Raw genomic sequence first — 21,760 nt, forward strand, 5'->3', positions numbered from 1 at the left:
TCTCCTTGTTTCAGATGGCGGTGTCGTCTGAGACGGCGGTGTCGTCTGAGATGGCGGTGTCCGCGGTGGCGGCGTTGCGGATGGCGCGAAGGCGGTGCAGCATCGCGCCGTCGGCGAAGTGGTCGTGCAGCCGGCGGTACTCGGCGTACAGCCGGTCGTAGACGTCGGCGCGGGCGGCGTCGGGCAGGTACGCGGCCGGGGTGCGCTTGCCCATCGCGGCCGAGGCGGCGGTGATGTCCGGGTACGCCCCGGCGGCGACGGCGGCGTGGATCGCCGAGCCGAGCGCCGGGCCCTGGTCGGAGGCGATCACCGACAGCGGGCGGCGCAGCACGTCGGCGTACACCTGCATCAGGAAGCGGTTCTTCAGCAGGCCGCCCGCGGCGATGAACTCCTCCACCGGCACCCCGGAGTCCTCGAAGGTCTCCACGATGACGCGGGTGCCGAAGGCGGTGGCCTCGATCAGGGCGCGGTAGACGTCCTCGGGGCGGGTGGCGAGGGTCTGGCCGACGATGACGCCGGAGAGGTTGTGGTCCACCAGCACCGAACGGTTGCCGTTGTGCCAGTCCAGCGCGACCAGGCCGTGGGCGCCCACGGGCTGGCGCTCGGCCAGGGAGGTGAGGTGCTCGTGGATCGTCTCCCCGCGCGCGGCGGCCCGCTCGGCGTAGGAGGCGGGCACGCCGGTGCGGGCGAACCAGGCGAAGATGTCGCCCACGCCCGACTGGCCCGCCTCGTACCCCCACAGGCCCGGCACGATGCCGTCGCGCACCACGCCGCACATGCCCGGCACCTCGGCGAGCCGGTCGGCGGGCATGACGTGGCAGGTGGAGGTGCCCATGATGGCGACCATCTGGCCGGGGCGCACCGCGTCGGCGGCGGCGGAGGTGACGTGGGCGTCCACGTTGCCCACCGCGACCGCGATGCCCTCGGGCAGGCGGGTCCACTCCGCCGCCTGCGCGGTCAGCCGCCCGGCCAGGCCGCCGAGCGGGGCGACCTCGCGGGCGAGCTTGGCGGTGAAGCCGGCGAAGGCGGGGTTCAGCGCGGCCAGGAAGTCCGCGGAGGGGTAGGCGCCGTCCTGGTAGATGCCCTTGTACCCGGCGGTGCAGATGTTGCGGGTCTCCACGCCGGTGAGCTGCCAGATGATCCAGTCGGCCGCCTCGATCCACCGCTCGGCTCGGGCGTAGAGCTCCGGGTCCTCCTCCAGCACCTGAAGGCCCTTGGCGAACTCCCACTCCGAGGAGATCTTGCCGCCGTAGCGGCGCAGCCAGGGCTCCCCGCGGCTCTCGGCCAGCTCGTTGATCCGGTCGGCGTGCGGCTGGGCGGCATGGTGCTTCCACAGCTTGGGCCAGGCGTGCGGCCGGTCGGGAAACAGCTCGCAGAGCGGGGTGCCGCCGGCGGTGGCCGGCAGCACCGTGCAGGCGGTGAAGTCGGTGCCCACGCCGATCACCTTCGAGGCCGGCACCCCGGCCACGGCCAGCGCCTTGGGCACGGCGGTGCGCAGCACGTCGCGCCAGTCCTCGGGCGACTGCAACGCCCAGTCGGGGCCGAGGCGGACCCCGGAGCCCGGCAGCTCCTCCTCGATCACCCCGTGGGCGTACTCGTGGACGGCGCTGCCCAGCTCCGCCCCGTCCGAGACGCGCACCACGACGGCGCGCCCGGACAAGGTGCCGAAATCGATCCCGACGACGTACGAGTCAGCGTTAGCGCTCACAAAACGCTCCCCCCAAAACAGGTCATTTGCTCCGCCCGGAAATCAGGCGCTGGAGCAGGATGAAGGCGAACAACAGCAGTCCGATGAAGATCTTGGTCCACCACGAGCTCAGCGTGCCCTCGAAGCTGATGATCGTCTGGATCAGCCCGAGCACCAGCACGCCGAGCACGGTCCCGAGCAGGTATCCCGAGCCCCCGGTCAGCAGGGTGCCGCCGATGACGACGGCGGCGATCGCGTCCAGCTCCATGCCGACCGCGTGCAGCCCGTAGCCCGAGAGCATGTAGAACGACAGCAGCAGGCCGCCGAGCGCGGAGCAGAACCCGCTGATCCCGTACACGGCGATCTTGGTGCGGGCCACGGGCAGGCCCATGAGCAGGGCCGACTGCTCGCCGCCGCCCACGGCGTACACGTTGCGGCCCAGGCGCGTGTAGTGCAGCACGTACGCCGCCGCCAGCACCACCACCAGCCCGATCAGCACGCTGGGCGAGATCCACATCTCGGCGAACAGGTCGATCCTGGTCTGCGCGAGCGCGGTGAAAGTGGGGTCGGTGATGGAGATCGACTCGGTGCCGATCGTGTAGCACAGGCCGCGGGCCAGGAACATGCCGGCCAGCGTGACGATGAACGGCTGGATCTCGAAGTAGTGGATGATCGCGCCCATGGCCAGGCCGAGCACCGTGCCGATCGCCAGGACCAGGACCATGACGGCGGGCGCGGGCCAGGAGCCCCCGGCGAGCAGGCTCGCGGAGATCATCGTGGACAGCGCGACCACCGAGCCGACCGACAGGTCGATGCCGCCGGTGAGGATCACGAAGGTCATGCCGACGGCGACGACGAGCAGGAAGGCGTTGTCGATGAAGACGTTCAGCACGACCTGGCCGGTGACGAAGCCCTCGTAGCGCACCCCGCCGGCGGCGAACATCGCGGCGAACAGGCACGCGGTGACCAGCACGGGGACGTACTTGCGCGGGACCGCCGCGCGGCGGGCCAGGACCGCCGGGGAGAACGCGGCCATCATGCCCTCACCTCCACCTTCTCGTCCGCCGGGGCGGGGGTCGCGGCCGGGCGTCTGCGCCGGTGGAACGCCCTGGCGCGGAAGGCCGGCGACTGCAGCAGGCAGACCACGGTCACCACCAGCGCCTTGAACAGCAGCGTGGTCTCCGGCGGGACGCCGATGGTGTAGATCGTGGTGGTCAGCGTCTGGATGATCAGCGCGCCGAGGATCGTGCCGCCGAGGGAGAACCTGCCGCCGGTCAGCGCGGTGCCGCCGATGACGACGGCGAGGATCGCGTCCAGCTCGATCCACAGCCCGGCGTTGTTGCCGTCGGCGCTGGAGACGTTGGAGCTGATCATCAGCCCGGCGATGCCGGCGCACAGCGCGCAGAAGGCGTAGACCGTGATCAGCAGGCCGCGGGCGTTCACCCCCGACAGCCGGCCGGCCTCGGCGTTGCCGCCGACCGCCTCGATCAGCAGGCCCAGCGCCAGCCGCCGGGTGAGGAAGGCGGTCAGCGCGAGCAGCAGCGCCGCGATCAGGACGCCGAACGGCAGCGTCAGCCAGTAGCCGCCGCCGATCAGCTTGTACGGCGCGCTGTTGATCGTGATGATCTGCCCGTCGGTGATGAGCTGGGCCAGGCCGCGCCCGGCGACCATGAGGATCAGCGTGGCCACGATCGGCTGGATGCCGGCCACCGCGACCAGCATCCCGTTCCAGGCGCCCAGGACCAGCGCCAGGCCCAGGGCCAGGCCGACGGCGGTGAGCACCCCGGTGACGGAGTTCTGGTCCTCCAGGCCGCTGATGCTCAGGCAGGCCAGCGCGCCGGAGATGGCCACCACCGAGCCGACCGACAGGTCGATGCCGCCGGTGGCGATGACCAGGGTCATGCCCAGCGCGACCAGGATCAGCGGCGCGCCGAAGCGGGCGATGTCCACCAGGCTGCCGTACAGGTGGCCGTCCTTGATCTCCACCGAGAAGAAGCCGTCGGTCAGGGCCAGGTTGAGCAGCAGCAGCCCGGCCAGCACCACGGCCGGCCAGAACAGCCGGTGGCCGGTGATCCGGCGGGCCAGGGGGACGGTCCCGGTCATGCCCGGCCCCCGCTCGCGATCGTCTCCATCAGCGCCTCGGTGGTGAGTTCGTCGTCGTTGTCCAGCGCGGCGACGAGCCTGCGGTCGCGCAGCACGCCGACGCGGTGGCTGAGCCGCAGCACCTCCTCCAGCTCGGCGGAGATGAACAGCACCGCCATGCCGTCGTCGGACAGCTCGGCGACCAGGCGCTGGATCTCCGCCTTGGCGCCCACGTCGATGCCGCGGGTGGGCTCGTCCAGGATGAGCAGCCGGGGCTGGAGGATCAGCCAGCGGGCCAGCATCACCTTCTGCTGGTTGCCGCCGCTGAGGTTCTCGATGAGCTGGTCGGGGTCGGCCGGGCGGATGTTGAGCGCCGCGACGTACCTGCCGACCAGTTCCTCCTGCCTGCGCCGCGACAGCGGCCTGGTCCAGCCGCGGGCGGCCTGCAGCGCCAGGATCAGGTTCTCGCGCACGGTCAGGCCGGGGATCAGGCCCTCGGCGCGCCGGTTCTCCGAGCAAAAGGCGATCTTGTGCCGTACGGCGGCGCGCGGGGTGCGCAGCGCGACCTGCCGGCCGTCCACGGTGAGCGTGCCGGTGCCGGCGCGGTCGGCGCCGAACAGCAGCCGGGCGGCCTCGGTGCGGCCCGAGCCGAGCAGGCCGGCCAGCCCGACGACCTCGCCCCGGCGGATGGTGAGCGTGAACGGCTCGATCGCGCCGGCCCGGCCCAGCTCCCTGGCCTCCAGCAGGGGCGCGCCCTCGCGGGCGGGCGGGCGCTCCTCAAGGCGCTCCAGGTCGGCCAGCTCGCGGCCGATCATCTTGGCGACCAGCTCGACCTGGGGCAGCTCGGCGGTGCGGTACTCCCCCACCAGCCTGCCGTTGCGCAGCACGGTCATGCGGTCGGCGATCTCGTAGACCTGGTCCAGGAAGTGCGAGACGAACAGGATCGCGATGCCCTCGCCCTTCAGCCGCCGCATGATCCGGAACAACTGGGCCACCTCGCCGGCGTCCAGGCTGGAGGTCGGCTCGTCCAGGATGAGCACCTTGGCGTCCACGTCCACCGCCCGCGCGATGGCCACCATCTGCTGCACCGCCAGCGAGTACGACGACAGCGGCGCGGTGACGTCCACGTCGATCTCCAGGCGGGCCATCAGCGCCGCGGCGCGGCGGCGCATCTCCCGCCAGCGGATGCGGCCCAGGCGGCGCGGCTCGCGGCCGATGAACACGTTCTCGGCCACCGAGAGGTTCGTGCAGAGGTTGACCTCCTGGTAGACGGTGCTGATCCCGGCCCGCTGGGCCTCCAGCGGCCCGGAGAAGGCGACCGGCCGGCCCTCCAGCTCGATCGACCCGGCGTCGATGCCGTACACGCCGGTGAGCACCTTGATCAGGGTGGACTTGCCGGCGCCGTTCTCCCCCATCAGCGCGTGGACCTCGCCGGGCAGCAGCCGGAAGTCCACGCCGTCCAGGGCGACGACGCCAGGGAACTGCTTGCCGATCCCGCGCATCCGCACGATCGGCGCTGGTTGGGCCATGGGGCGCCCGCTCCTTCTCCGCTGGCGGGCCGCCGCGCGCGGGCGGCCCGGTCGGGGGGTCTGCGGGCCCGCTGCCCCGCGCGTGCGCCCGGGGCGGCGGGCCGGATCGTCAGTACTGGCGGGTGGACAGGACCTGCTTGGCCTGCTCCTGGGTGAAGGTGGTCTCCTCGGTCACCACCCGGTCCGGGACCTGCTGCCCCGCCACGACCTTCTTGGCCAGGTCCATCAACTGGGGGCCGAGCAGCGGGCTGCACTCCACGATGAAGTTGATCTTGCCGTCGGCCAGGGCCTGCATGCCGTCCTTGACCGCGTCGATCGTGATGATCGTGATGTCCTTGCCCGGCACCTTGCCCGCGCCCTCGATGGCCTCGATCGCGCCCAGGCCCATGTCGTCGTTGTGCGCGAACAGCACGTCGATGTCGGGGTGGGCCTTCAGGAACGCCTCCATGACCTCCTTGCCCTTGGCCCGGGTGAAGTCGCCGGTCTGCGAGGCGATGATCTTGAACTTGGGATCGGCGCCGATCACCTCGGCGAAGCCCGCCTTGCGGTCGTTGGCCGGGGCCGAGCCGGTGGTGCCCTGGAGTTCGACGATGTTGATGGTGCCGGTCTCGTCCTTCTTGTTCTCCACCAGCCATCGGCCGGCCTTGCGGCCCTCCTCCACGAAGTCGGAGCCGAGGAAGGTCTTGTAGAGGGTCTTGTCGGCCGAGTCCACAGCCCGGTCGGTCAGGATGACCGGGATGCCGGCGTTCTTGGCCTCCTTCAGCACGGTGTCCCAGCCCGACTCCACCACCGGCGAGAAGGCGATGACGTCCACCTTCTGCTGGATGAAGGAGCGGATGGCCTTGATCTGGTTCTCCTGCTTCTGCTGGGCGTCGGAGAACTTCAGCGTGATGCCGGCGTTCTTGGCCGCGTCCTGGACGGACTTGGTGTTAGCGGTTCGCCAGCCGCTTTCCGCGCCCACCTGGGAGAAGCCCATCGTGATCGAGCCGTCGTTCCCGGAGCCGCCGGAGCCGCCCGATCCTCCGCCGCTTCCGCATCCGGCCAGCGCGACCGCGGCCGCGGCGGCCAGCAGCAGTGAGGAGATTTTCTTGAACATCGTGGCTGTCCTTCCTCGTGTGAGCGCTAACCAAGCGCGCACGCGAATATTGGGGGGTGGATGCTACGGCGGGGGCGCGGTGCTCGCCCGTACGACGAAGCTCGGCGGCACGACCAGGCGCTCGCCGGCGGTCTGCCCGGGCGCCTCGATCATCCGCAGCAGGAGCCGGATCCCGTTCCTGCCCACGGCCGCGAAGTCCTGCCTCACCGTGGTGAGCGGCGGGGAGAAGTAGGCCGCCTCCGGGATGTCGTCGAAGCCGACCAGGCTGATGCGGCCCGGCACCCGCACGCCCTCCTCGGTGAAGGCGCGCAGCACGCCCAGCGCCATCTGGTCGTTGGCGACGAAGACCGCGCTGACCCCGGGCGTGCGGGCCAGGGAGCGGCCCGCCTCGTAGCCCGAGCGCGGGCTCCAGTCGCCGACCAGCGGCTCGGGCGCCGGGCGGCCGGCCTCGGCGAGCGCGGCGCGCCAGCCCTCGACCCGGCCCTCGGCCTCCAGCCAGTCGGCCGGCCCGCTGACGTGCCAGACGGTCTCATGGCCCAGGGCCAGCAGGTGCGCGGTGGCCTGGCGGGCGCCCGCCACCTGGTCCACGCTGACCACCGGCACGTCCCCCTCGTGGCCGCCCTCCACGGCCACGGCGGGGATGCCGGCGGGCAGGTCGGCCAGCGCGCTGGCCGCCGAGCGCTGCGGGGCGACCACGACCACCCCGTCCACGCTCTGACCGGCCAGATAGTCGATCGCGTCGCGCACGCCCTCTCTGTCGATGGTGCGCAGGCTGACGATGCTGACGAAGTAGCCGGCCTCGCGGGCGGCCTGCTCGATGCCGTAGACCGTGCCGGCCGGGCCGTACAGGGCGGTGTCGAAGCTGACCACGCCGAGGGTGCGCGAGTGGCGGGTGGCCAGCGCGCGGGCGAGGAGGTTGCGGCGGTAGCCGAGCCGCTCGATCGCGGCCAGCACCCGGGTGCGGGTCTCGGGCCGGACGTTGGGATGGTCGTTGAGCACCCGCGAGACCGTCTGGTGCGACACTCCCGCCGCCCTGGCCACGTCGGCCATGACCGGAGGGTGACGTGCCGGGGTCGCTCCCACGCGCTGCTCCTCTCCGTCGACTTGAGCAAGACTGTGAACGCTAACAACGCTTAGCGTCAAGGGGCCCGCGGATTACGGTCGCATCACACCGAAACATCTCCTTAACCGGCTATTGACGGATTCCCCTTTCCCCCCTTAACTGGTGCGCGATCCCGGCACCACATGTCCGCGTCAACCTCGCACGGGCTTGTTAACGTTAACAGGATGGGTGGAGGGATGCGATCGTGGCCACGAGGGCCTGGTCCGCGGCACTGGGCGCGGTCATGCTGGCCGGCAGCCTGCTCGGCGTGATCCCGGCGCAAGCGGCCGCGGGCGGCGGCCCGCCCGTGAAGGCCGCCGCCGACGCGCCGATCCCCGAGGGGGCGGTCGTGCACGGCTTCGACGCCGCCGGTCTCGGCCCCGACTGGGAGGTGCTGGCCCCCGACCCCTCGCGCTGGTCGCTCACCGAGCAGCCGGGCACGCTGCGGGTGCGCTCGCTCACCGGCGACACCCACCAGGGCACCAACACCGCGCGGAACCTGTTCCTGCTGGACGTCCCCGACGGCGACTTCGAGGTGGTCGCCAAGGTCGCCGGGACCGTCTCGCTGGACTACCAGAACATGGGCGTGCTGGCCTGGCAGGACTGGGACAACTACATCCGCGCCGGGCTGGCCCACGTCGGTTTCGCCGGCGGGCCGGTCATCGAGACCGCCGCCGAGGTGGGCGCCGCCTACACCTCCGGCTTCGCCGCCCGGCCCGGCTCGACCGGCGAGACGATCCGGCTGGTGCGCTCCGGCGACCGGTTCACCTCCTCCTACTGGGACGGCGCCGCCTGGGTCACCGCCTCCACCTTCACCGCCCGGATCAAGGTCGGCCAGGTGGGGCTGTTCGCGCTGTCGGCGCAGAACGGCACCCCCGTCACCGCCGACTTCGACTACTTCGCGGTCAAGGCCGCCGAGGGCGCGCCGGTGGTGCCGCGGCGCGCCTTCACGCTGCGGGCGTCCGGCGGCACGCCGTACCTGTCGGCGGGCGACGGAGGCGTACGGGCGCACGCCGCCCCGCCGCGCACCGGCCTGGCCGTCACCGCCGAGAAGGCCGACGAGGCGAGCGGCGAGGACGGCGAGAACGGCGAGAACGGCGAGAACGGCGAGAACACGGTCGTGCTGAAGGACGTGGCCGGCGGCGGCCATCTTCGCGTGGACTCCCGCGGCCGGGTCACGCTCGGCTCCGGCGAGCCGGCCGCGTTCCTGATCCGCGACGCCGGCGGCGGCAAGGTCACGGTGCGCACCGGCGAGCGCTACCTGGCGGTCTCCGGCGGCCGGCTGGTCACCGCCGCCGAACCGGCCAAGTTCCGCATCGAGGAGTACGCCACCGGCGGCGGCCCGCTCACCGTGGACACCGCCGCCGAGGGCACCAAGGTCTCCGACCGCCTGTACGGGGTCTTCTACGAGGACATCAACCACGCCGCCGACGGCGGCCTGTACGCCGAACTGGTGCAGAACCGCTCCTTCGAGTACAACGCCACCGACGAGCCCTCCTACACCGGGCTGACCGCCTGGAGCGAGGTCGAGCGCGGCGGCGGCTCGGTCGCCCTCAGCGTGGCCTCCGAGCGTCCGCTGAACGACAACAACCGCAACTACCTGCGCCTGGACATCGCCGCACCGGGCGAGGGCGTCGGGGTGCGCAACGCCGGCTACAACCGCGGCATCCCGCTGCGGAAGGGCCACGAGTACGACCTGTCGCTGTACGCCCGGCGCCCCGCCCCCGGCCCGATCACCGTCACGCTGGAGAGCGCCGACGGCGCCACCGTCTACGGCCGCGCCCGCCTCCAGGCCCGCTCGGCGGAGTGGAAGAAGTACCGCGCGACCCTGACCGCGCGCGGCACGACCGACGCCGCCCGGCTCGTCGTCCTGGCCGAGGGCGCCGGGCCGGTGGACCTGGACATGATCTCGCTGTTCCCGCGCGAGACGTACAAGGGCCGCGAGAACGGCATGCGCGAGGACATCGCCGAGATGATCGCGGCGCTCAAGCCCCGCTTCCTGCGCTTCCCCGGCGGATGCGTGACCAACGTCGGCACCTACGACCCCTATTCGGTGCGCCAGGACCGGCGGCGCATCTACCAGTGGAAGGAGACGATCGGCCCGGTCGAGGAGCGGCCGACGAACTTCAACTTCTGGGGCTACAACCAGTCCTACGGCATCGGCTACTACGAGTACTTCCAGTTCGCCGAGGACATCGGCGCCGAACCGCTGCCGGTGCTGTCGGTGGGCGTCAACGGGTGCGGCGAGAACCGGCCGCTGACCGATGAGACGGCGCTGGCCCGCTACGTGCAGGACACCCTGGACCTGATCGAGTTCGCCAACGGCCCGGTCACCTCCCCGTGGGGCAAGAAGCGCGCCGAACTCGGGCATCCCAAGCCGTTCGGGCTGGAGTACATCGGCCTGGGCAACGAGGAGATCTATCCGGAGTTCTTCGCCAACTATCCCAAGTTCGCCCAGGCCATCCGGGCCAAGCATCCGGACATCAAAATCATCTCCAACTCGGGGCAGACCTCGCAGGGCGCCTGGTTCGACCGGATGTGGAGCTTCGCCCGCGAGCAGGGCGCCGACCTGGTGGACGAGCACTACTACAACAGCCCGAGCTGGTTCCTGGCCAACAACCGCCGCTACGACTCCTACGACCGCACCGGGCCCAAGGTGTTCGTCGGCGAGTACGCCTCGCAGGGCAACACCTTCGGCAACGCGCTGGCCGAGGCGTCGTACCTGACCGGGATCGAGCGCAACTCCGACGTGGTCGAACTGGCCGCCTACGCGCCGCTGCTGGCCAACGTCGACTACGTGGACTGGACGCCGGACCTGATCTGGTTCGACAACGACCAGGTGTACGGCTCGCCCAGCTACCACGTGCAGCGCCTGTTCTCCCGCAACGTGGGCGAGAGGATCCTGCCCAGCGCCTACACCGGCGAGCCGCTGCCGCAGACGCCCATCCGGGGCGCGATCGGCCTGGGCGCCTGGAACACCCAGGTGCGCTACGACGACGTCAAGGTGACCGGCGCCGGCGGCGAGGTGCTGCTGGCCGAGGACTTCTCCGCCGGGGCGGGCGCCTGGACGCCCGGGGCCGGCGCCTGGGCGGTACGCGACGGCGGCTACGAGCAGACGGCCACCGTGGAGGACGCCAGGTCCACCGCCGGATCAGCGGACTGGTCGGACTACACGCTGGAGGTGACCGCGCGCAAGACCGGCGGCGCGGAGGGCTTCCTGATCATGTTCGGGGTCCGCGACACCGGAAACTTCTACTGGTGGAACCTCGGCGGCTGGAACAACACCCAGTCGGCCATCGAGAAGGGCGTCAACGGCGCCAAGTCCTCGATCGCCACCTCCGCCACCACGATCGAGACCGGCCGCGACTACCGGATCAAGATCCAGGTGTCCGGGCGGAAGATCACCACCTGGCTCGACGGGCAGAAGATCAACGAATTCACCGACAGCGGCGTCGTCGAACCGCTCTACCAGGTCGTCTCGCGCGACGCGCGCGGCGACATCGTGGTCAAGGTCGTCAACGCGCAGGACGCCGCCGTACGCACGCGGGTGGACCTGGGCCGGGCCGAGATCGGCGGCAGGGCACGGGTCACCACGCTGATCGGCCGCCCCGCCGACGTCAACTCCCTCGCCGAGCCCGACCGGATCGCGCCGCTGGAACGCCCCCAAACCGGCTTCGGCGCCTCCTTCGGCTACGACTTCCCGGCCCACTCGGTGACGTTCATCCGCCTGTCCACACGCTGAGGACGCGACCGGCGGTCCTCACGCCGAGGACGGGACCGGCGGGCGAACCGAGTCGCGGGTGACCAGGCGCGTGGGCAGCGTCACCCGCGGCTCGCCGTCGGCGCGGGCCAGCGCCAGCCGTACGGCGGCCCGGCCCAGCTCGTGGTACGGCAGCCGGACCGTGGTCAGGCCCAGCTCGGCGGCGGGCGGCACGTCGTCGTACCCGGCCACCGAGACGTCCTCGGGGACGCGCAGCCCGTGCTCGCGCAGCGCCTGGAGCGCCCCGGCCGCCGCCAGGTCCGTGCCCGCGACGACCGCGGTGAACGCCGGCCCGCCCGCCTCGAGGCGCCGCCTCAGCGCCCGGTAGCCCTCGCTCCGGCCGGGACCGGCCGGGATCTCCAGCTCCGGATCGGGCGCCAGGCCGTGCTCGGCCAGCGCCCGCCGGTACCCCGCCACCCGCCCCTCGGCGGTGGAGTGTCCCGGCGCCGCGCCGAGGAAGGCGATGCGCCGGTGGCCCGCGCCGAGCAGATGCTCGGTCACCGCCCGCGCCCCGCCCGCGTTGTCGTAGTCGACCACCGGCGCCGGCACGCCCTCGCCGAGCCCCGGCCGCCCGCACAGCACCAGCCGCGACCCGGCCTCGGCCAGCGCGTACGCCTGACGGCGGGTGCGCGCCAGATACTCCTCATCGGCCACGACGCCGCCGACCAGGATCACCGCCTCGGCCCCCTGCTCCCGCGTCATCTGCAGGATCGACACCTCCCGCGCCGCGTCCCCGCCCGTCGTGCAGATCAGTGACAGCCGCCCTCGCCTGGCCGCCTCCTCCTGCGCGGCCTGCGCGACGTACGCGTGATGCGGCACCGCAACCGTGCGCACCACCACCGCGATCGACCCGCCCCCGGCGTCACCCCCGCACTCCGCCAGGCTGCGCGCGTGCGCGTTCGGCACGTACCCCAGCTCCCTCGCCGCCCGCTCCACCCGCCGCCGGGTCTCGGCCAGCACCGGATACCCCCCGGCGAGCACGCGGGACACCGTGGCCACCGACACCCCCGCCCGCGCCGCGACGTCGCGCACCGTCGCCCTCTTCCGCCGACCGTCCACCAGGCTCCCCGCCACGGCCGCCCCGGGCCGCTTCATGTCCGCCGCGTTGCCGAAAGTTACCGCAAAATGTCCACCCGATGTCGCGCACGCGACACTAACAAACAACCGCGCGCACTTCACCTCGTCACCGCCCCACCCCGCGCAGGGCGGTGGCAGCGGCGGCGATCGGGGCCGGGATGGGGGTCACGGCGCGCCCGCGTGCGGGCACCGCCGGGCCCACCTGGGGCGGTGGGCCGGGCAGAGCCGGGGGAGCAGGACGGGTCACGGTGCACCGGCGTGCGGGCGCGGTCGGGCGGGGGCACGGGTCCTGCCGGCGGGGGGCAGGGCATGTACTTCAGTCACGCTCCTCTTGTGTGTGCGCTTCTCACCGGCTACGACGAGGCCGGGAGCACCGTCTTCGACAGCTTCGCGAACAGTTCCGGGAGATCAGGGAGGTCCTTTCTCGCGAGGACGCGTTCGGCGAGCATGGCGGCTCCCACCGAGAGCCCGGCGATGCCCCATGCCACGGGGTCCAGCGGGACGCAGCCGAAGAAGTGGCTCAGGCCGGGGATCTGCACGACCGCGGCCAGTGCGAGGGCCGAGCCCAGCGCGCTGAGCAGCACCGAGCGGTCCAGGCCGCCGGTGGCCAGGGTCTGGGCGAGCTGGGTGCCGACCAGGGAGACCAGGCCGACGGTGGCGGCGCGGCGGCGTGGGCCGGTCATGCGGGCCAGCGCCCAGCCCAGGCCCGCGCCGGCGGCGGTCACCGTGGCGCGCTGGACCAGGTCGCGAGTGAGCGCGGTGCCCAGGGACCGCTCCGGGCCCTCGTCCAGCAGGGACGCCTTGTCCTCCTTGGACGGCGCGCGCACCGCTATCGCCAGCGCGGGCGCCAGGTCGGTGAGCATGTTGACCAGCAGGAACTGGCGTCCGGTCATCGGGGCCCTGCCGCCGAACAGCGACCCGAGCAGGGTGTAGCCGATCTCGCCGAGGTTGCCGCCGACCAGGATGGCCAGCGCCTGGCGTACCGAGGCCCACATGGCGCGGCCCTCGACCAGGGCGGAGATGATCGTCTCCAGCCGGTCGTCGGCCACCACCAGGTCGGCGGCGGCCCGCGCGGCGGGGGTGCCGGCCGCGCCGAGGGCGATCCCGACGTCGGCCAGGCGGATGGCCGCCGCGTCGTTGGCGCCGTCGCCGGTCATCGCCACGACCCGGCCCAGACGCTGGAAGGAGCCCAGCACCCGCACCTTGTGCGAGGGGGTGCACCGGGCCACCACGTCCACCCCGGGCAGCACCTTGTCCAGCACGTCGTCGGCCATCTCGTCGATCTCGTTGCCGGTCAGGATGGTCAGCTCGCGGTCGTCGCCGATCACGTGCGAGGCGATGGCCCCCGCCGTGCTCGGGTGGTCGCCGGTGAGCATCACGATCTGCACGCCCGCCGCGCGCAGCCCCGCCACGGCCGACGCCGCGGTGTCGCGTACGACGTCGGCCAGGCCGAGCAGGCCGAGGAAGGACAGCTCGCACACGTCCTCGTCGCCGAGCCCGGCGTGGCCGTTGCCGTTGCGGGGGGCCGGGAACCTGCGCTCGGCCACCGCCAGGACCCGGTGGCCGGAGGAGGCCAGGTGCTCCACGCGCGCCTCGATCTCGCGCAGCGCCTGCGGGTCAAGGCCCACGCAGCGGGGCAGCACGGTCTCCGGGGCGCCCTTGACGCTGACGACCCGTTCCCCGCCCGCGTACCCGAGCGTGGCGTGGTAGCCGCGCGAGGGCTCGAACAGCATCGCGTGCGCCTCCCGCCAGCCCGCCGCGCCCATCTCGCGGGTGACCCCGATCTCGGCCGCGCCGCCGGCCACGGCCGCGTCGGTGAGGTGGTCGTGCTCGCCGTCCTCGGCCAGCGGGGTGGCGCGCAGGGCCGCGGCCAGCACCTCGCGCAGCTCGGGACCGGCGGCGCCGGCCGGGAGGTCGCGGTCGCGGTCGGCGATCCTGGCCAGCCGGATCTGCCCCTCGGTGAGGGTGCCGGTCTTGTCGAAGCACAGCACCCCGACCCGGCCCAGCGCCTCGATCGTACGCGGGTCGCTCGCGTACGCCCCGCGCGCCGCCAGCCGCCGGGTCGCGGCGAGCTGGGCCGCGCTGACCAGCAGCGGCAGGCCCTCGGGCACCGCGGCGACCGCCATGTTGACCCCGTCGCTCAGGCTCTCGCGCAACGGGACCCCGCGCAGCAGGGCGGACAGCGTGACCGCCGCCGCGGCGCCGCCCGCGATCGGCGTGGTGACGCGGGTGATGGAGGCGAGCCGCCGCTCCACGCCGGTCGGCGGGGCCGCGGTCCCCGCCACGGCCATCGCCCGGCCGGTCTCGGTCGCCTCGCCCACCGCCACCACGACCGCGCGGGCCCGGCCGGCCGCGATCGTGGTGCTCTCGTACAGCATGGACCGCCGCTCGGCGACGTGCCCGGCCAGCACCGGCCGCGCGTCCTTGGCCACGGGCAGCGACTCTCCGGTCAGGGAGGACTCGTCGGCCTCCAGCCCCTCGGCCTCCAGGATGCGGCAGTCGGCCGGCACCACGTCACCCGACCCGAGCAGGATCACATCGCCGGGCACCAGCTCCGCGGCGTCCACCTCGCGCTCGGTCCCGTCGCGCAGCACCCCGGCCCGTACGACGGTGCGCCGCGACAGCGAGGCCACCGTGCGGGCGGTCGCGGTGCGCTGCACCCCGCCCGTCAGCGCCGACATGCCGACCACGCTCAGCACCAGCCCCGCGTCCACCAGCGAGCCGACGATCGCCGACCCGGCCGCGCCGGTCGCGAGCACGGCGGTGAACGGGTTGGCCAGCTCCTCGCCCACCGCTCGCAGCAGCCCCGGGGGACGCTCCCTGCGGGCCCCCGCGGGCCTGCGCCGGGCCGCCTCCTCGGAGGTGAGCCCGCCGGCGCGGCTGTCCAGCTCGGCCAGCACCTGGGCCGACGGCATGGCGTGCCAGGGCGTGATCACCTGCGGCGGGGCGATCGGCGCCCGCATCGTGCGATGGGCCTGCCACGCCCCCTGCACCATCGACAGCGCCCCGGCCCCGTTCACCGCCGTCAGCACCCGCCCGGCCGCCACCGCGCGCCGCCCGGTCAGGCCGAGCAGCGCGGCCACCCCGCCGCCGGCCTTGGCCAGGGTCACCCCGCGCTCGCCCACCCGCCGGGCGTCGGCCACGGCGGTCACGATCAGGGCGGCCGCCCTCAGGTCGCCGCCGACCAGGATGTGCGCCCCCCACGGCGGCGGCCCGCCCTGAGGGGTGACGCCCACGCCGCAGTCGGCCGCCGCCAGCGCCTCGCCGTCGCCGGACACCAGCAGCACGCCCGCCCCGTCACGTTGCAGGTCGCGCACGCTCTCGGCCAGGTCCGCCCCGCCCGGCACGTACGCGTCGGCCTTCACCTCCGCCGAGCCCCGGGCCCCGCCCCCGTCGGGGCCCGGCCCGGCGACGACCAGGCGCAGCTTCGCCCGGCGCACGGCGGTGAGCAGGGCGTGCGCGTCGGGCAGCGGACGCCGGTCCACCGCCACCACCGCCCGCAGCCGGTCGCGCCGGGTGAGCGCCAGCACGTGCGCGGCCGTCTCGCCGAGCCGCTCGCGCTCGCGCCGTCCCGCCCAGCCGCCGGCGCGCGGCACCCGGTCGTAGGGGCCCAGCACCCACTCGCCGTCCCGCCGCACGGCCTCGGGGTCGGCCGGGTCGAACAGGGCGTACAGGCGGGCGGCGATCTGCTCGTGGTCGGCGCCCCGAACCGGGACGACCTCCCCGATCGAGGGCCGCCCCGCCAGCAGCACCTCGTCCTCCACGACCACCGTCGTGGCCCGGTCCAGGCGGCGCAGCGCCCCGTTGTCGATCACCACGATCCCGCGCCGGGCCAGCAGCCGGCCCAGCTCGGCCGCGTACGCGTCGCGCCCGGCGAGCGGGGCCGCGGGCAGGGCGGCCAGCGCCACCTGCGCGCCGCGCCGCAGTCTGCCGGTCATGAGCCCGCCCGCCAGCCCGGCCGCGGCCGCCCCCAGCGGCATCCGGTCGGCGTAGGTCTCCACCGGGCCCTTCGGCAGGTGGCACGGCCGCGCCAGGTGCCGCTCGCCGCTGGACAGAGCACCGGCCCTGGGCCAGGCCGCGTGCTCGCGCTCCGGCGCCCCCGCCCGCTCCGGCGTGCCGGTCAGCTCCTCCTCCAGCCGTTCGAAGGCCGCCTGGCCCGCGTGCTCCTCGCGCAACTGCATCAGCCGCTTGATCGCGTCCAGCACGATCCCGGTGGCGCCGGGCGCCAGCCCGCGCACGGTCGCGTTCACCAGGGGCAGCCACGGGCCGTGGCCGGGCAGCGCGTGCTCCACCGCCCTGCGCACCCGCGGCACGTCGCTGATGAACCCGGCCAGGCCGGCGACCTCGGCCGGCAGCGGCGCCGACTGCACCGCCCATTCCACCAGCGTCGCGGCGAACCCGGCCGCGTCGATGGCGAGCGCGACCCCGACCGGCAGGTCCGCGGGAGGCTCCTCGCCCTCTTCCTCCTCCTCCGCTTCCCCGGCCTCCTCGGGGGGTTCTTCCTCGGCCGCCCGGGCGGCGTCCCGCTCCGCTCTCTCCCGGTCCACGCGCTCGGCGGCCTCCAGCGCGCGGACCAGTTCGTCCGGCGGCGGGCCGCCCTCCTCCACGGCGACGATCATTCGTCCCAGCGGCGCGTTCACCCGGGCCCAGGCGACCCCGGGCCGCCGGGCCAGCGCCGCCTCCACCCGCGCGGGGTCGTGCAGCGGGCGGCGCAGCTCGATGTGCACCCGGCCGGGGAAGATCCAGGTGGACGGGCGCCCGCGTAGCATGTCGCGCACGAGCCCCGGCCCGGGTACCCGGGCGGCCGTGCCGACGGCACGGCGGACGGGCGTCGCGAGGAACTGCGGGACAGACGGGACCGGCACACGGAGCAGACCGAAACGCATCCCCAGGCAATACCCCCACCACGCCGGGTACGCCCCGGGCGAGGTGAACTTGCGGTAAACAGCTTTCCGGAGGCTCCGGCGGTGTCGATTCCGGCGCCGGCCGTTCGTGTAGGAGGCGGAAGGACCCGACAGGAGGAACCATGACCCAGTACCTGCTCAGCATCTACCAGCCCGACGGTCCCCCTCCCCCGCCCGAGATCCTCGACCCGATCATGAAGGACCTCGCCGTCCTGGAGCGCGAGATGCGGGAGGCCGGCGCGTGGGTGTTCTCCGGCGGGCTGCATCCGCCGGAGACCGCCACCGTGCTGCGGGTGCGCGACGGCGACACCCTCGTCACCGACGGGCCGTACCTGGAGGGCAAGGAGCACATCGGCGGGTTCACCGTCGTCGAGGCGCCGGATCTGGACGCCGCCATGGAGTGGGGGCGCAGGCTCGCCGCCGCGACCACCCTGCCGGTGGAGGTGCGCCCGTTCCACGGCCCGGACGCGGGCTGATGCCGGACGTGCCGGTCCCGGCCGCGGACGTCGAGCGGGTGTTCCGCGAGGAGTACGCCCGCTCGGTGGCGGTCCTGGTGCGCGCCTTCGGCGACATCGACATCGCCGAGGAGGCGGTCCAGGAGGCGTTCGCCGTGGCGGTGCGCAAGTGGCCGGCCGAGGGGCCGCCGCCGAGCCCGGCCGGGTGGATCATCACCACCGCCCGCAACCGGGCCATCGACCGCCTGCGCCGCGAGTCCTCGCGCCAGGACCGGCACGCCCAGGCCTCGCTGCTGCGGTCGGCCGCCGAACCGATCGAGGAGGGTGCCGTGCCCGACGACCGGCTACGCCTGATCTTCACCTGCTGCCATCCCGCGCTGGGCGCCCCCGCCCGGGTCGCCCTCACGCTGCGCCTGCTGGGCGGGCTCACCACCGCCGAGATCGCCCGCGCCTTCCTGGTGCCCGAGCCGACCATGGCCCAGCGCCTCGTCCGCGCCAAGAACAAGATCCGGGCCGCGCGCATCCCCTACCGGGTGCCGGACGAGGCCGACCTGCCCGCCCGGCTGCACGCCGTGCTGGCCGTGATCTATCTGATCTTCAACGAGGGGTACGCGGCCAGCGAGGGCGAGCGGCTGGTCCGCGAGGACCTGTGCGCCGAGGCCGTACGGCTGGGCCGGCTGCTGGCCGGCCTGATGCCCGACGAGCCGGAGGTGCTGGGCCTGCTGGCGCTCATGCTGCTCACCCAGGCCCGCCGGCCCGCCCGCACCACGCCCGGCGGCGACCTGGTGGTGCTGGCCGAGCAGGACCGGGGCCTGTGGGACCGGGCGCTGATCGCCGAGGGCCACGACCTGGTCCGCGCCTGCCTGCGGCGCGGACGGCCGGGGCCGTACCAGATCCAGGCGGCCATCAACGCGGTGCACACCGACGCGGCGAGCGCGGCCGAGACCGACTGGCGGCAGATCCTGACGCTGTACGACCAGCTCCTGGCCGTCGCGCCGGGGCCGGTGGCCGAGCTGAACCGGGCGGTGGCGGTCGCCGAGGTCCACGGCCCGCAGGCCGGGCTGGACCTGGTGGAGCGGCTGGACCTGGGCGGGTACCACGTGTTCCACGCCATACGCGCCGACCTGCTGCGCCGGCTGGGGCGGCGCGCGGAGGCCGCGGCGGCGTACGAGGAGGCGATGGCGCGCACGCGCAACGAGGCCGAGCGGGCCTTCCTGCGCCGCAGACGGGAGGAGCTGGACCGCAGGCGGGAGGAGCTGGACCGCGACCGCTGAGCCCCGGCCCGCCCCGGCCGGTGTTCGGCCGGTGTGCTCGGCCGGTGTGCTCAGCCGGTGGAGTCGCGGCCGGCGTCGAAGTGCTTCTCGTAGTGCTCCCTGGCCTCCTCCACCACGGCCTTGTCGATCCAGGCCACCGGCCGCACGTCCACCAGCAGCGGCTCGTGGTCGGGCCCCCGGGCCACGACCCGGCCCGTCAGCAGCCACGGGCGCCGCTCGTCGTCCTTCTCGGCCAGGTCGGCGTACTTGCACATCTGCCGGGCCAGCCAGTCCTTCAGCGGCCGGGTCCACCAGCACTCGGCGTCCATCACCGTGGCCGACAGGCCGGGCAGCGACAGCCCGCTCTCGTAGTCCACACTCGAACGCTCCGCGTCGCGCTCGGGCCCCAGCGAATAGCGCAGGTACAGCCCCGGATGAGCGGCCACCACGGATTCCAGCCGGTCCAGGCTCTCGATGACCGGTAGCTCCATCACCGCCCGCTACCCGCCGGCAGGGTGCCTAACCCGGACGTCGCCACCCGGACGCCGCCGCCGCGAGCCGAGCCGGACGGTGACCGTGTGCGACGCCCCTGCGGTGCCGGCCAGCGGCCCGAACCGCAACGTCAACCGGGCCCCCGTACCCGCCCCTGCCAGCACCCCGGGCGCGTCCAGCACCGCCGCCACCGGCCGCCGCCACACCACCCGCAACTCATCCAGATCCCGCCGCGGATCGGCCACCGTCACCGTCGCCGTGCCGTCGCCCCGCTCCCGCACCAGCACCGCGCACGGCCCCGACGCCGCCAGCGGCCCCGCCCGGCCCGCCCGCCAGAAGTTCACCGCCGTGATCCCCAGCGACGGCACCGCCACCCCCTGCCGCCGCGTGTCGTTGGCCAGCACCCGCACCCACCCCGCATCCCCCGCCCGCTCCCGCGTGGCCGCCAGGCTCGCCCCCGGCAGCAGCAGATACACATAACCCGCCGCCACCGGATCGACCCCGTGATCCAGCCACAACGTCACATACCCCCGCCGCCCCCGCCCCGCGCCCCGCTCCTCCCGCACCGTCCGCAACGGCGGGCAGGCCGGCAGCACGTACCCGCCGTGCCCCTCCAGATGCGCCCACCCGCCACGCCCGTCCACCGTCAGCCGCGCCCGGGTGCGCCGGTTGTCCACCACCGTCTCCACCCGCACCCCGTCGGACGCGCTGATCCCCGCCCCCAGGCACACCACCGCGTCATCGGCGAACAGCCACGACTTGAACGCCTCCAGGCTGCTGCCCAGCCCGTACAGGTGCTGCCCCACCATGCCGTGGCGGCCGTCGCCCGCCCCGCCGACCCACCGCGCCGGCGGGCAGGTCTCCCCCCACTCCCCGCCCGCCCCATCGGGCAGCGGCAGCGCCGCGACGGTGGTGCCCGGCAGCCGGTAGGGGTCCACCGTGGACCAGAAGGAGTCGGAGTAGTGGTCGTTGTGCGCCGGATCGGCCCACCAGTACAGCATCCCCGACCCGGTGTGCCAGCCGCGCAGGTTCTCCCCGTTGCCGTGCTCGTAGTGCCCCACCCACGCCGAGGCCATGCTCAGCGCCGCGCACCACCCCGGCCGCCGATGCACCGCCCGCGCGCTCTCCGGCAGGAGCCGGTGCCCCACCGGCTCCGCCGCCGCCGGCACGGACGCGTCGTCCAGCACCGCGGCCAGACGGGCGTGGAAGGCCAGGTCGGTGCTCTCGGCCTCGCGCAGCATCGGCCGCACCCGCTGCCGCGCCGCCCACCCCTTGACCATGGCCCGCCAGCGGGCCCGCTCGGCGGGCGCGGCCGACTCGGCCAGCAGCAGCACCGCCGCCGCGATCGCCCGGCCGCGCCGGTGGTCGCCGAACGGCCCGCGATCGATCGCGCGCCCGCTGACCAGGTCCATGCAGAACCCGTCGCGCACGAACGGCGCGACGGAACGCTCCACCATGTCGAAGACGACCTGCCGGTCGGGGTCGGTGACCTCCCACGGCGAGCCGCGCAGCACCGCCAGCAGCGTGGCGACCCCCGACAGCAGCACCGCGCCGTAGGTGCCCTGGTACGGGATGGTGGTGTGCTGGAGGAAGGAGCCGTCACGGTGGAACCCGTCGCCCTCGGTGACGTACGGGAAGACCGGCGACAGCCCTCTGACGGCCAGCGCGGCCTTGGCCGGGTCGCGCCCCACCAGGGCGCGCAGCAGCGTCACCGTGCATAAGTCCACCCGGTTCGCCCCGGTGCTGGTGCCCTCGTAGGCCGTCAGCCGGCTCTCCGGCACGAAGTGGTCCACCGCCTCGCACAGCGCCGCCGCGCGCCCGGGGTCCAGGTGCGGGCCGATCAGCACCGCGGCGTCCAGCAGCGGCTTGGGGGTGCCGATCTCCCAGTTCCACCAGTTCCCCTCGGGCTCGGCGCCGGCGGCGTAGACCCGCTGCCGGTAGTGGTCGATCCCCGTGGCGACCGCCGCCGCCAGGGCCGGATCGCCGGTCAGGCCCGTGCCCGGCAGGGCGTACGCGCGCGCCATCGTGTGCAGGCGCCCCGGGGTGCCGTCGAAGGACGGGAACGGCAGGTCCGGCCAGAGCGAGGCGTCGGCGAGCGCCATCGTGGCGCGGAGGCGGGCCGCCGTCGCGCCGAGACGCGCCAGCCGCGAGCGGTACGGCTCGGCCCGCGCGTCCAGGCCCGCACCGGCCGTCACCTCCGCCCACCGCCGCCGTACCGTCGCCAAGGCGTCGTCGCCGCCGAGGTGGGGCGGGCCGATCAGCGCGCCCGTCGCGGCGACCCCGCCGAGCCGCAGGAAAGACCGCCTGGAGTATCCGTCCACGG

Annotated in this window: 13 protein-coding genes; 3 read left to right on the forward strand and 10 right to left on the reverse strand. The window is 74.1% G+C overall.

What is annotated here, in order from left to right; genetic code table 11:
- Positions 1–10: 10 nt before the first annotated feature.
- The 6 genes from araB to HNP84_RS33505 form a co-directional block, all read right to left on the reverse strand.
- Positions 11–1,708 carry a ribulokinase gene (gene araB / locus HNP84_RS33480; protein WP_185053949.1) on the reverse strand — a complete coding sequence of 566 codons (1,698 nt, stop codon included), beginning with the start codon at positions 1,706–1,708 and terminating at the stop codon, positions 11–13.
- 22 nt (positions 1,709–1,730) lie between these two features.
- On the reverse strand, positions 1,731–2,726 hold the full coding sequence (yjfF, locus tag HNP84_RS33485) for a galactofuranose ABC transporter, permease protein YjfF (RefSeq protein WP_246519031.1): 996 nt from the start codon (positions 2,724–2,726) through the stop codon (positions 1,731–1,733).
- On the reverse strand, positions 2,723–3,790 hold the full coding sequence (locus HNP84_RS33490) for an ABC transporter permease (protein WP_185053950.1): 1,068 nt from the start codon (positions 3,788–3,790) through the stop codon (positions 2,723–2,725). Before HNP84_RS33490 ends, yjfF begins: the two co-directional genes overlap by 4 nt.
- Positions 3,787–5,298, reverse strand: coding sequence for a sugar ABC transporter ATP-binding protein (locus HNP84_RS33495; RefSeq protein WP_185053952.1), 1,512 nt, complete (start codon positions 5,296–5,298; stop codon positions 3,787–3,789). Before HNP84_RS33495 ends, HNP84_RS33490 begins: the two co-directional genes overlap by 4 nt.
- A 109-nt stretch (positions 5,299–5,407) precedes the next feature.
- The gene (locus HNP84_RS33500; RefSeq protein ID WP_185053954.1) at positions 5,408–6,394 is read right to left on the reverse strand and encodes an ABC transporter substrate-binding protein; all 987 of its coding nucleotides are present in this window, start codon (positions 6,392–6,394) and stop codon (positions 5,408–5,410) included.
- 63 nt (positions 6,395–6,457) lie between these two features.
- Positions 6,458–7,444: a LacI family DNA-binding transcriptional regulator gene (locus HNP84_RS33505; RefSeq protein ID WP_185054130.1), complete on the reverse strand. Its 987-nt coding sequence runs from the start codon at positions 7,442–7,444 to the stop codon at positions 6,458–6,460.
- Positions 7,445–7,701: 257 nt separating this feature from the next.
- Here HNP84_RS33505 and HNP84_RS33510 point away from each other — a divergent pair, with 257 nt between their 5' ends.
- Positions 7,702–11,238 (forward strand): alpha-L-arabinofuranosidase family protein, encoded by a 3,537-nt coding sequence (locus HNP84_RS33510; protein ID WP_185053956.1) that lies wholly within the window; start codon positions 7,702–7,704, stop codon positions 11,236–11,238.
- An 18-nt stretch (positions 11,239–11,256) separates the two neighbouring features.
- Here HNP84_RS33510 and HNP84_RS33515 read toward each other — a convergent pair whose 3' ends face one another.
- On the reverse strand, positions 11,257–12,351 hold the full coding sequence (locus HNP84_RS33515; RefSeq protein WP_185053958.1) for a LacI family DNA-binding transcriptional regulator: 1,095 nt from the start codon (positions 12,349–12,351) through the stop codon (positions 11,257–11,259).
- Positions 12,352–12,686: 335 nt separating this feature from the next.
- Positions 12,687–17,102 (reverse strand): HAD-IC family P-type ATPase, encoded by a 4,416-nt coding sequence (locus tag HNP84_RS33520; RefSeq protein ID WP_185053960.1) that lies wholly within the window; start codon positions 17,100–17,102, stop codon positions 12,687–12,689.
- Between the two features lie 257 nt (positions 17,103–17,359).
- Between HNP84_RS33520 and HNP84_RS33525 the strand changes: the two genes are divergently transcribed.
- The gene (locus HNP84_RS33525; protein ID WP_185053961.1) at positions 17,360–17,713 is read left to right on the forward strand and encodes a YciI family protein; all 354 of its coding nucleotides are present in this window, start codon (positions 17,360–17,362) and stop codon (positions 17,711–17,713) included.
- A complete protein-coding gene (locus HNP84_RS33530; protein WP_185053963.1) occupies positions 17,713–18,966 on the forward strand; it encodes an RNA polymerase sigma factor in 1,254 nt (417 codons plus the stop codon). Before HNP84_RS33525 ends, HNP84_RS33530 begins: the two co-directional genes overlap by 1 nt.
- Before the next feature lie 50 nt (positions 18,967–19,016).
- Here the strand turns inward: HNP84_RS33530 and HNP84_RS33535 are convergent, their stop codons facing one another.
- Together HNP84_RS33535 and HNP84_RS33540 are read right to left on the reverse strand one after the other, a co-directional pair.
- The gene (locus HNP84_RS33535; RefSeq protein ID WP_185053964.1) at positions 19,017–19,436 is read right to left on the reverse strand and encodes a DUF6098 family protein; all 420 of its coding nucleotides are present in this window, start codon (positions 19,434–19,436) and stop codon (positions 19,017–19,019) included.
- A 9-nt stretch (positions 19,437–19,445) separates the two neighbouring features.
- The gene (locus tag HNP84_RS33540; RefSeq protein WP_185053966.1) at positions 19,446–21,758 is read right to left on the reverse strand and encodes a polysaccharide lyase 8 family protein; all 2,313 of its coding nucleotides are present in this window, start codon (positions 21,756–21,758) and stop codon (positions 19,446–19,448) included.
- Positions 21,759–21,760 lie beyond the last annotated feature (2 nt).

It is taken from the genome of Thermocatellispora tengchongensis (genome assembly GCF_014202315.1).
Lineage (GTDB): Bacteria > Actinomycetota > Actinomycetes > Streptosporangiales > Streptosporangiaceae > Thermocatellispora > Thermocatellispora tengchongensis.

Bases quoted from the DNA above. Each gene is read 5' to 3' on its own strand.
- yjfF (WP_246519031.1), bottom strand. From the start codon at position 2,726: ATGATGGCCGCGTTCTCCCCGGCGGTCCTGGCCCGCCGCGCGGCGGTC.
- HNP84_RS33490 (WP_185053950.1), bottom strand. From the start codon at position 3,790: ATGACCGGGACCGTCCCCCTGGCCCGCCGGATCACCGGCCACCGGCTG.
- HNP84_RS33495 (WP_185053952.1), bottom strand. From the start codon at position 5,298: ATGGCCCAACCAGCGCCGATCGTGCGGATGCGCGGGATCGGCAAGCAG.
- HNP84_RS33500 (WP_185053954.1), bottom strand. From the start codon at position 6,394: ATGTTCAAGAAAATCTCCTCACTGCTGCTGGCCGCCGCGGCCGCGGTC.
- HNP84_RS33505 (WP_185054130.1), bottom strand. From the start codon at position 7,444: ATGGCCGACGTGGCCAGGGCGGCGGGAGTGTCGCACCAGACGGTCTCG.
- HNP84_RS33515 (WP_185053958.1), bottom strand. From the start codon at position 12,351: ATGAAGCGGCCCGGGGCGGCCGTGGCGGGGAGCCTGGTGGACGGTCGG.
- HNP84_RS33520 (WP_185053960.1), bottom strand. From the start codon at position 17,102: ATGCTACGCGGGCGCCCGTCCACCTGGATCTTCCCCGGCCGGGTGCAC.
- HNP84_RS33525 (WP_185053961.1), top strand. From the start codon at position 17,360: ATGACCCAGTACCTGCTCAGCATCTACCAGCCCGACGGTCCCCCTCCC.
- HNP84_RS33530 (WP_185053963.1), top strand. From the start codon at position 17,713: ATGCCGGACGTGCCGGTCCCGGCCGCGGACGTCGAGCGGGTGTTCCGC.
- HNP84_RS33535 (WP_185053964.1), bottom strand. From the start codon at position 19,436: ATGGAGCTACCGGTCATCGAGAGCCTGGACCGGCTGGAATCCGTGGTG.